The sequence below is a fragment of the Micromonospora sp. NPDC050200 genome (assembly GCF_040656135.1).
Classification (GTDB): domain Bacteria; phylum Actinomycetota; class Actinomycetes; order Mycobacteriales; family Micromonosporaceae; genus Micromonospora.
This window is the reverse complement of the sequence record NZ_JBFALG010000111.1, coordinates 1-10,027: the sequence shown is the minus strand read 5'-3', so window position 1 is coordinate 10,027 and position 10,027 is coordinate 1. Positions and strand designations below refer to the sequence as shown.

The 10,027-nt window shown below is 67.8% G+C and carries 9 protein-coding genes and 2 pseudogenes; 4 read left to right on the top strand and 7 right to left on the bottom strand.

Going from position 1 to position 10,027, the window contains the following annotated elements:
* Nucleotides 1–232 precede the first annotated feature (232 nt).
* Nucleotides 233–721, top strand: coding sequence for a hypothetical protein (locus AB0I41_RS33735; protein ID WP_357115141.1), 489 nt, complete (start codon nucleotides 233–235; stop codon nucleotides 719–721).
* Between the two features lie 129 nt (nucleotides 722–850).
* Here AB0I41_RS33735 and AB0I41_RS33730 read toward each other — a convergent pair whose 3' ends face one another.
* Entirely contained in the window at nucleotides 851–1,657 is an 807-nt protein-coding gene (locus AB0I41_RS33730) for a hypothetical protein (RefSeq protein ID WP_357115139.1), read from the bottom strand.
* The gene (locus AB0I41_RS33725; RefSeq protein WP_357115137.1) at nucleotides 1,657–2,259 is read right to left on the bottom strand and encodes a sigma-70 family RNA polymerase sigma factor; all 603 of its coding nucleotides are present in this window, start codon (nucleotides 2,257–2,259) and stop codon (nucleotides 1,657–1,659) included. The genes AB0I41_RS33730 and AB0I41_RS33725 overlap by 1 nt, the downstream gene beginning before the upstream one ends.
* 153 nt (nucleotides 2,260–2,412) lie before the next feature.
* Here AB0I41_RS33725 and AB0I41_RS33720 point away from each other — a divergent pair, with 153 nt between their 5' ends.
* The 3 genes and pseudogenes from AB0I41_RS33720 to AB0I41_RS33710 all read left to right on the top strand — a co-directional run bounded on the left by AB0I41_RS33720 (nucleotide 2,413) and on the right by AB0I41_RS33710 (nucleotide 4,653).
* Nucleotides 2,413–3,237, top strand: coding sequence for a replication initiator (locus AB0I41_RS33720; RefSeq protein WP_357115143.1), 825 nt, complete (start codon nucleotides 2,413–2,415; stop codon nucleotides 3,235–3,237).
* Nucleotides 3,238–3,304: 67 nt separating this feature from the next.
* A complete protein-coding gene (locus tag AB0I41_RS33715) occupies nucleotides 3,305–3,523 on the top strand; it encodes a helix-turn-helix domain-containing protein (protein ID WP_357115135.1) in 219 nt (72 codons plus the stop codon).
* Nucleotides 3,520–4,653, top strand: a pseudogene (locus AB0I41_RS33710) (site-specific integrase). Before AB0I41_RS33715 ends, AB0I41_RS33710 begins: the two are co-directional and overlap by 4 nt.
* A gap of 253 nt (nucleotides 4,654–4,906) precedes the next feature.
* Here the strand turns inward: AB0I41_RS33710 and AB0I41_RS33705 are convergent.
* The 5 genes and pseudogenes from AB0I41_RS33705 to AB0I41_RS33685 all read right to left on the bottom strand — a co-directional run.
* Nucleotides 4,907–5,068: a hypothetical protein gene (locus tag AB0I41_RS33705; RefSeq protein ID WP_357115133.1), complete on the bottom strand. Its 162-nt coding sequence runs from the start codon at nucleotides 5,066–5,068 to the stop codon at nucleotides 4,907–4,909.
* 70 nt (nucleotides 5,069–5,138) lie between these two features.
* On the bottom strand, nucleotides 5,139–5,279 hold the full coding sequence (locus AB0I41_RS33700) for a hypothetical protein (RefSeq protein WP_357115132.1): 141 nt from the start codon (nucleotides 5,277–5,279) through the stop codon (nucleotides 5,139–5,141).
* Between the two features lie 170 nt (nucleotides 5,280–5,449).
* Complete coding sequence (locus AB0I41_RS33695) at nucleotides 5,450–6,232, bottom strand: hypothetical protein (RefSeq protein ID WP_357115130.1); 783 nt, start codon at nucleotides 6,230–6,232, stop codon at nucleotides 5,450–5,452.
* Nucleotides 6,233–6,534: 302 nt separating this feature from the next.
* A pseudogene (locus AB0I41_RS33690) lies at nucleotides 6,535–6,660 on the bottom strand (LuxR C-terminal-related transcriptional regulator); the annotation flags it as partial.
* Nucleotides 6,661–7,530: 870 nt separating this feature from the next.
* On the bottom strand, nucleotides 7,531–10,027 hold a 2,497-nt coding region (locus AB0I41_RS33685; protein WP_357115128.1), incomplete at its 5' end, for a kelch repeat-containing protein.

Below are 10,027 nucleotides of genomic sequence, written 5' to 3'. Positions count from 1 at the left end.
TTTACCCAGGCCACTACGATGGCCCGGGCATCGAAGGTCTTGCACCTCCAACCGGAAAACCCGCGCCTCGTGGCGCACTTGAAGACGTACAGAAAGTTCTCACCACATCGGCCGGCAGTCGGCTGTCCGACTCCGGTTGATCCGTTACACGGTGGCTTCACTTGATGGGTGACACACAAAGCCCGCAAACCTCAGACCCCGCAGACCAGGACCGGACAGGCACAATGACCCAATGCCTGCCGACCACGCCCAGCTCTGGCAGCTGCTGCACTCCCTCGACGACCCCGACCACCTCGAGTTCCCCGCGAACTACGACCACCGCCAAGCCAGGGCACGACTCAACCAACTGGCCCAGCGACTCGACCGCGACTTCAACTGCCAGACCGACGTCGACCGGCACGTGCAAGACGCCAGCTTCCACGGCCGCATCGAGATTCCGACCGCGGCCACCACCACCGGCCACCCGCTCGTCATCGTCATCAGCAACTTCGGCGACTTGGCCATCCTCGCCGTCGACAACCCCGGCGTCTGGACCGACGAGGACGCCGCCCAACTGCTGCACCCAGACGACGCCACCCGAATCCGCCAGGCCCTCGGCGACTTGGGCTACACCCTCATCCCCGAAGAACCCCTCTGGCAGCCCTACGACGGCACTTGGGATCCCGACATCTTCGGACCCGGCGGCGCCACATGGTGGGTTCGCTACTTCGACTACCTTTGATCCGAGCCGAGAAGACCCTCATGATCGTCTAGTCGGACGTGTCACCCAACATCTGACACCGATCCGTCACGCATCAAGTGGAGCCCGACATCGCCGGCAGTCGGCCAGTTCTGTGCGCGTATTGCCTGCTCAGGCGGCGTAAACGGCGGTGGCGTCGTCGCTGCGTTTGTTGCGCGCCCACTTCATGCAGGACGGGTCGGCGGCCTCGATGGCACGGACTCGGCTGATCAGCTCGGTCGGGCCGCTCTGGGCCAGGACGTCAAGCAAGTCGGGCCAGTCGAGCAAACCGAACAGGGCGACCAGGCGGGCGGCTCCGTCGGTCAGCACGGCGACTCGCCGAACGCTGTCGAGCGGGACTTCCCCGGTGATCGCGTGCTGAGCGGCGAACGGGTCCGCCGCTGCCACCCAGTACCCGCCCGGCTGGTTACGGGCGGCCAACTCGGCGTGCTTCATCCGCAGCAACGCCGCCTGCTTCTCGGCCGATCCGAACGGGTGCCGGTCGGCCTCGTCACGTTCGGCGCGAGCGGTCTTGTCCACCCGGTCATCGGTGATGACCTGGATGCCGTCGACGGTGTCGATGAGCACCGTGACATCGCCGAGCACCAGGTACTCCAACGCGGTGTCCTTGAGCCGCAGCAGGGCCGTGGCCGCCGAGGGTGTCCCGGGATGGCTGAGGTCGCAGGTGTCTCGATGCTGGTCGGCAGTGAACCGAATCCCGTACATCAGCGCATTAGCCAACTCCGAGTCACGGTCGGCAGCAAGGCCGGCGAGCGCCGATCCCAGCTTCGCGGCGTACCAGGCGATGCCGTGGACGCAGCCGGTGCCGGTGCGGGCGGTGGCACCGTCGAGCACCACGATCATGTTCTCGCTGGCCATGGCCCAGTCTTCATTGGGCGACTTCGGATTGCCGGCCCCCGATGCGGTCGAGACGCGCATCAAGCCACGCCTTCGCTGCGGTAGATCGGCGTCAGCGCGTCGACCTTCTTCACGGCACGCTTCGCAGGATCGTAGGTGCAGGCCACCAGCAAGGAGAATCGGCGGTTCTTCACCTCACGGTACAGCTCGTCCAGGTGGTCTTCGAGGTACTGCGCCACGCCAAGGGTTCCCATTGCGTGGATGCCTGCGAGGTACAGGAAGGAGCCGCGCCCGTCGGGGCGGGGAAGCCGACCGATGTACCCGTAGTCGACCGGCTCGCCGGTATCCGATGGAGAGCGGAACTCTTCGCCAGTCTGGTGGTTGACCAGGTACAGGCCGCCGTCGTCCTTACCGAAGCCCAGTTTCGGGTCGGACGCGAGCACCTGACCGACGAAGGGCAGGATCCGAGGACTGCCGACCACGATGAGGTTCGTGGGGTTCAGCTCGACCATGCCCGGCGGTGGCACGACCTCGTAGTCGGTCTTCAACCCAAGTCCACGAGCGAGGTTAGACAGCTTCTCGACGGCGGCAAGCATCTCAGCGGAGACGACGGCGCACGGGTCTTTCTTGTCCGCCTCGAACTTGCCGCCCACGGCGACGGTGAGCGGACCGGTGCCCAGCATGGCCCGCTCTGACCGGGGTCCAGAGGATAGGAGTTGGCCGACGCGGGCGCGGGTCATGCCGACAACCTGGGCGATCTGGGCATGTGTCATGCCCTGCGAAACCATCTCGTCCAGGGCCTCTCGGCGTAGTCGGGACAGCTCGTTGACCGCAGCCTGGTGCTCGTCGATCAGGTCACTGGCCTTGCGAGCCCGCTCTCACGGGTCCGCCGGGCGGCCCCGGTCAAGCTGTCCTTCGGCAAGGTCGCCGAGATGCAACGGCGCGGGGTGGTGCACTACCACGCGATCATCCGCCTCGACGGCGTCGACCCCCTCGACCCCGATGCGGTGATCCCGCCCCCGGCAGCCTTCGGCGTTGACGACCTGGCCGCCGCCGTCGACCACGCCGCCGCCACGGTCGCCTTCACCACCCGCCCCCACCCGATGGCGCCGGCCGGCTGGCCCATCACCTGGGGCGACCCCGGCAAAGGCGTCGACGTGCGTCCGGTCAACGCCGACGGCGACATCTCCGACGGGAAAGTCGCCGGCTACCTCGCCAAGTACGCCACCAAATCCACCGAGACCACCGGCCACGTCTCCCGCCGCCTCGACAGCGAGGTCATCGACCTCTACGCCAACGACCAAGGCAGCCACCCCGAACGACTCATCGACGCTTGCTGGACTCTCGGGCAACACCGCGACTGGCAACGGCTACGCCGCTGGGCGCACATGCTCGGCTTCGGCGGGCACTTCCTCACCAAAAGCCGCCGCTACTCCGTCACCTTCCGCCTCCTACGCGACGCCCGCGTCATCTGGCGACGCACCGAAACCGGCCACCAGTACGCCGACCAACCCGACGACACCACCCTCATCGTCGGGCTACTCACCTACGCCGGCTCCGGCTGGCGCACCACCGGAGACGCGCTGCTCGCCAACACCGCCGCCGCCATGGCCCGTGAGAGGCACGAAGTCGCCCGGGAAGAGTTCGCCGCTGCTGCCTGACCCGCCCACCGATTCACCGTCAAGACCGGCTTGACGGTCGACCACCGATCCGAGGAGAGGAAGCCCATTGCCCACCACCCTGACCACACCCGAGAGAAAGGCGCTCTACCGCATCCCCGAAGCCATGAACCTGCTCAGCCTGTCCCGCTCCGTGATCTACGAACAGATCCGCGCCAAGCGGCTTCGCACCGTGACCCAGGGCCGCACCCGCCTCGTCCCCGACACCGCCATCACCGCCTACGTCACTCTGCTCGAACAGGAAGCCCAGAAAGGAGGCACCCGATGACCACCCGCCGCGCCAGAGGAGAAGGCGGCCTGCACTGGAACGAAGCCCGGCAACGCTGGATCGCCACCGTCACCGTCGGCTACACCCCGGCCGGCAAGCGCATCGTGCGCAAAGGCAGCGGCAAGACCAAGACCGAAGCCCGCACCAAACTGCGCGAGAAGATCCGCGACTACGAAGACGGCCTCGCCCTGGTCCAAGACGGGCACACCGTGGCCGATGCTCTCAACGACTGGCTCACCTACGGCCTGAGCAACCAGTCCGAGAGCACCAAGGCGAACTACACCACCCTCGTGCGCTCCCACATCATCAGCGACCTCGGTGCGAGGAAGCTGCGGGACCTCAGCGCCACCGATGTTGACCGCTGACTCATGGGCAAGGCCCAACACCTGAGCACGCGAACTCTGCGGCTCCTTCACTCCTTGTTGAACCGCGTGGTCAATCGGGCCATGGCGCGGGACAAGGTCAAGCGCAACGTGGTGGCACTCTGTGCCGTGCCCTCCGGGCGCGGCGGTCGTCCGTCGAAGTCACTGACGCTCGACCACGCCAAAGCGCTCCTGACCGCTGCCGAGAGAAGCTCGTTGCACGCCTACATCGTGGTCTCACTGCTGACCGGCGCTCGCACCGAGGAACTACGAGCCCTCACCTGGGCACACGTCGACCTCACCGGCAAGCCGGACAACAACCCACCCGTGCCACCGTCCATCCAGGCATGGCGCTCGATCCGCGCCGACGGGGACACCAAGACCAAGAAGTCACGCCGCACCCTGGCCCTGCCGGCCCGGTGCGTCACCGCGCTCACCACCCACCACAAGCGCCAGGGAAAGCCTGCCGCCGACCGCCTCGTCTTCACCTCCGCCGCCGACACCGCCCTCGACCGCCACAACGTGCTTCGGGCCTTCCGCCCGGTCGTCGCCAAAGCGGGCCTTAACCCGCGCGACTGGACCCCACGCGAACTGCGACACAGCTTCGTGTCCCTGCTGTCCGACAGCGGCGTCAGCATCGAGCAGATCGCCGACCTCTGCGGCCACTCCGGCACCACCGTCACCGAAAGCGTCTACCGGCACCAACTCCGGCCAGTGCTCCTGAGCGGCGCGGTCGCCATGGACCGGATCTTCGACACTGAGGCGTAGTCACTCAGTTAGACACCCAGATACGACGAGAGGGCATATCCATCGATGAGATATGCCCTCTGAACAGTGTCGGGACGGCCGGATTCGAACCGACGACCCCTTGACCCCCAGTTTTACAACAATTCTGTCACGCCATTTCAGAACAGGTCGATACATCCGCGCATCCGGACAGAGTACCACCACGCATCACCGCCCGATGTCATCCAATGTCAGCCACTCCCCCACTGGCGGGCCTTCGCCGTTACCGGGCCTGTTACGGCGAATAGTCAAGGACCCGCCCTGCCGCTCCGTCCAGATTGCACTGCAGAGAAGAACGCAGCCCGGCGAAGAGCACGTCGTCGGTGTGGGAGACGAGCTTGGGCGCGAAGCCTTTGAGCATCTTCTGGGCGACGCTCTGCTGAGCGTTTTCGGGCATGTCCGCACTCCTCCTGGCGGTGGGTGGGTGGGCCGTCGGCCGCGGGACGACGTGGCCGACGGCAGGGTGGTCACGTGGGCTGCCGGCCGTACTCGTCGTCGGTCACGTGCTCGCCCCACTCCGATTCTGGCCCCTCCTGCCCTGGGGCGAGGCCGTCCCAGATGGCCAGGTGGGTCATGAAGTGGTCCGGGGCGCGCCGTGCCAGTGCCACTCGCCGGGCGGCACCGGAACAGGTGCGCCGTCGGCTCACCGGCCCCGTCCATCCGCCGCAGCATCTCGTCGGCCTGATCTGTCGGCCATCCGAGCCTTGACACGCCGATGTCCCGGAGTCGAGTGCGGGCGGATGACGGCCGCGGGCGGATGACGGCGGCTCCGCTGGCCTCAGCGCCGGGCGCCGCCCGGTCGGCCTCGGCCGGTCCCGGAGGCCCGCTGACCGACGCGCGGAGCCCGTACCACCGAGGACTTGCCCGACCCGGGGCGGAAGTCCCGCGCCGCACCGGCAACCATCTCGTCGGGATCGCGACCGAGCGCCTGCCGGATGTGCGGCGGGACCACCTCCGACGTCGCCATCGCCATCCGCACCTGCACCGAGCGGTCGTCAACCAGGCGTCGCAGATCCGCCTCGGTCAGCTCGACCGCGAGCACCAGCGCGGCGCGGACGTCCACCACGGGATCCTGGGCGAGTGCGCTGCGCTGGGCGGTGGTGGTCCGCGGGTTGCGGGCGAGCCCCTTGCGTACGCGTGCGGTGCGATCGGCCATCAGGGCGGTGATCACGTCGGGGTCGTGGGTGTGGGTGGCGAGTCGTTCCCGTACCTCTGGTGAGACGTCGTCGACCAGCCGCGCGGCCAGCTCGGGCTCCAGTTCGCGCCTCTCCGCGAGGAGACCACGAAGCTCCTTGTCGGGGGCCTCCGCCATCACCCGGCGAATCGACTCGTCGCAGGCCGGGTTGCCGGCGACCCCCCAGCGGACCCACCGGTCGGCGTCCTTGACGAGTCGCAGGAGATTGGCGACCGAGGTCGAGGGGTTTCTCGCCACGGCTTCCCGGACGTGACGATCATGGTCCCGGGTCAGTGGTCGCAGTGCCTGCGCGGGCGCGTCGGTGCGGGTCGCGACCGCCTCACGGACCACGGCCGACGGGTCGGACGCCAGGTCGATGAGGGTCATCTGCGGCGTTGTGGGGTCCTGCGCGAAGGCGAGCCGCGCATCAACGCTGCCACCCGTCACACCGTCCGCGGCGGCACCCGACCCACTGTGACGGTTGGGCCCGCCGACGTCCTGCTGTTTCCCCATGGGCGCCATCATGTCACGGGCCGACCGGGGAACCGCGAGCCCTGACCAGCGCTTTGGCGGTGGTCGAAGCGTCGCTTCCGCGGATCCCCCGGCAGGCCGACACCGACGCGCGGCTCCCGCGGAGGCACGAGCGCGCCGACCTGGCTCCTGCGGGCCGTAGATGTCAATGCTCTCGGGGGGGCCACCAGGCCGGATTCGTAGGCGAGGACCACAAGTTGGGCTCGGTCACCGGCCTGGAGCTTGGCCATGGCCCGGTAGATGTGGGTCTTCGCGGTCAGCGGGCTGATCACCGGACGATGAGCTTGCGGGTGCTCGACGGTGCGAGCAGGGCGTCACCGCGCGCGGTTCTCCACGGTCCATCGGATCGACATTGACGCGGAATCAAGGAAGCAAAATGCCGCTCTATCCATCAAGACGGATAGAGCGGCAGGCAGAACAACTATCGGCGAGTAGACAGGCAACCAACCGCACATGCGGTTACCACCAACGAAGATCATCCGTTACCGGATGCTACCGCCGTTTACCGGAGAAGATCTTCATCTCCCCAGGTCAACCGGTCGGGACGGCCGGATTTGAACCGACGACCCCTTGACCCCCAGTTCTACAACGATTCTGTCACGCCATGCCAGAACAGCTCGATACATCCGCACACCCGGACAGAACGGCATCACGCATCACGTCCTAATGCCATCCCATGTTGGCCACTCCTCCCCTGGCGGACCATCCCCGTTACCGGGTCCGTTACGGCGAACGGTCAAGGACCCGCCCTGCCGCTCCATCCAGACTGCACCGTTGAGGAGAAACACAGCCTGCAAGGCGTCCTAGGATAGGACGGCGAAGGCATCCGTGCGCCTTTGCGATCAGCAAGCTCTCGATAGCTGGGGCCAAGCGGGCTTGGATGCAGCTGCCCAACTAGCACCTGTCACCCTAGCCGCGGCGCCGCCACCGACGGGCGCTTCCTGGGCGGGGCGGGTTCCTCGTCGTCGTCCTGCATGGCGCGACCCCCTTGGCGGGTGCGCGGAGTGTATGTGGGCCCTCCGATACGACGTCCTTCCGCGAGTGGGTGGTGGCCCTGCGGTGGTCAGTAGCCCAGTCTGGGCCAGTAGGAATGCGCGGGTGGGGGCCGGGCCCGCGCCGGTCGATCGGCGCGGGCCCGGTGGGTCAGACTCCGCTCAGCAAGCGGTGTCGGGGCGGAGGGCGAAGTCGGTGGTTGTCGTCTCGCCCGCCTTGAGGTTCACCATCCTAAGCTGCGGCTCCCAGCCGTCTCGAGCCGCGTTGATCGCGGCCGGGTTGTCCTTCGGAGCCCAGATGGCGTACCGGCCATCCGCATCGGTCTTCAGGGTGTAGGTCCAGCCCTTCTTACCGTTGATCCGGACGGTCGCCCCGCGCAGCGTGGTGCTGTTGCCCTTGCAGTCGATGCCGGTGATGACACCCGTCGCCTTGCCCCAGTCCTTGGGCGGATGCACGGTCATCGTCACATCGATCGGTGCCACCGCATACGGGGTGTCGGACTTGACGGCGAGCTGGGCGGTGTAGTCGCCGGGCTGCTGCACGCCCGCCGAGGTGGCGTCGAGCGTCACGTTCACCGTGATGCTCTGCCCGGGCTGCAGCGTCGGCGAGGTCGGCGAGGTCGGCGACGCGGACAGCCACGGTACGTCGGCGCTTGTGTCGCACTGGTCGAAGCCGGGCAGCAGTTCGCTGTCCGCCGTCATGTTGGCGCCGCCGCTCGCGCCACCGACCTTGACGAACCCGCACGCCGCCCCGGCCCGGTAGCGGGCGTGGTTGGCGTTGGGCAGCGCCGACCAGGAGTCGGCCGCCGGGTCGTACGCCCAGCCCTGGTTGGTGACCATGGTGGAGTTGTTGATGGCACCGGCGGACAGCAGCAGCAGGCCGTTGGCGGTGTCCGCGCCCGCGCCCCAGACGTCGACCGGCAGGTCTGCCTTCTGGGTCCAGGTGTTCGAGCTCGGGCTGTAGGCGTACGTGCTCTTCAGCGTCGTCGGCCCGAGGCCGCCGGCGCAGTAGAGCGTGTCGTCGATCCCGCCGCAGCCCTGCCACGCCACCCTGCTCGGGTACCCGGCGACGGTCGTGAACGTGTCGGTCCCCGGGTTGTACCGGACGGTCGTATTGGACTGGATGCAGTTGTTGTTCACACAACCGCCGACCAGGTAGATCTGGCCGTCGACCACCCCGATGCCGGGCGCGGCAGTCGGCGCCGGGTTGGTGCTGGCTCGGGTCTCCCACACCTCGGTATCCGGATCGTAGGCGAAGACCTTGGCCGACGGGTTGCCCGCCAGGTCCCAGCCGCCGAAGACGAAGAGCTTGCCGCCGACGAACGCCGCCGCCGGCTTCGCCAGGCCCGCCGGGAGGTCGGCGATCCGGGTCCACACGTTCGTGGCCGGGTCGTAGACGTAGCTGTTCGTGAGTTTGTCGAAGGCGACCGTGCTGGTGCCGCCAATTGAGTACACCAGTCCGTCGTACGCGGCCACGGCGTTGTCCATGACTGGGACCGGGTAGTTGGCTGTGGTGGTCCACGGCGGTGCGGACGGGGACGGCTCCAGGACCTCGCCGGGCTGGCTGTCGGGCTGCCAGGCGGGCGATACGCCGCCCCCATCGACCCGGATGTTCTGCAGGGGCGCGCCGGGCTGCCCGAGGATCTCGAAGCCGCCGCGCCGCTCGGGTAGCTCCACCGTTGCCGGTGCGGTGCCGTCGTTGCGGATCGTCGTCTGCACGGTCTTGCTCTGGCCCAGCGTCAGGCTGCTCGCCACGGATGGCGGGGTAATGGTCAGCCGGCCCGCCTTGAGCGTGAAGTCCGCCCGGGTGGCCTGGTCAGCCGTCACGCCCACCGCGGACGTCGCCGATTCGTACTTTCTTTTCGCCCCGGTGAACGGGTGGTTCCCGGTCAGGGTGGAGAACATCCAGTAGAACCCGTCGCCGAGGCTGGCGTCGTCCGGGGTCGGCCCGGTCTCCGCCTTTTCCGCCGGCTTGTCCACGCTGGTCACCGTCGCACGGTTGAGCCCGGTGGCGGTATTGCCGTCCAATACCCGGCCGACCACCAGACCACCCGGGACCGGGTCGCAGGGCCGATTGACGATGGACACGTTGTCCACCTCCCACCAAAATGCCCAGGGGGTGGCCTTGTAGTGGAACCGGATCCGCACGTCGGATTTCCCGGCCGCCCCCGGCAGCGAGATCTCCTCCAGCCTCGGACCGACCCGGGTGCTGGTCCGGTGCGCCACGTTCGTCCAGGTCGTACCGCCGTCAACACTGACGTCGACATCGGCAAATCCGCCGAATGCCTTCGCCCGGTAGTCGCTGTTGAACTGCAGCACCGGTGCCGGTACGGCGGACAGGTCGATCGCCGGGGTGATCAGCGCGGTGTCCATGGTCTTGCCGGGACCGTTGTAGTCGGTGTCAGCGATGGCGTACATGCCGGTGCCGCCCGTGCGGTTGCGGTGGTTGCCGGGATCGGTGAAGCCCCAGCCGCCGTTGGGGGTGGCGTTCACCACGCTCCAGCCGGCCGGCGTCTCCCCGGACTCGAACTCCTCGGAGAGGACCGGTGCGCTGTCGCTGGACGTGTATCCGGCGGCGTCGCAGGTGGTCTCGACGGCCAGGTTGAAGTCCTTCACCTGGTTGCTGTCACCGACGGTGACCGGTGTGGTGGCTCGCTGG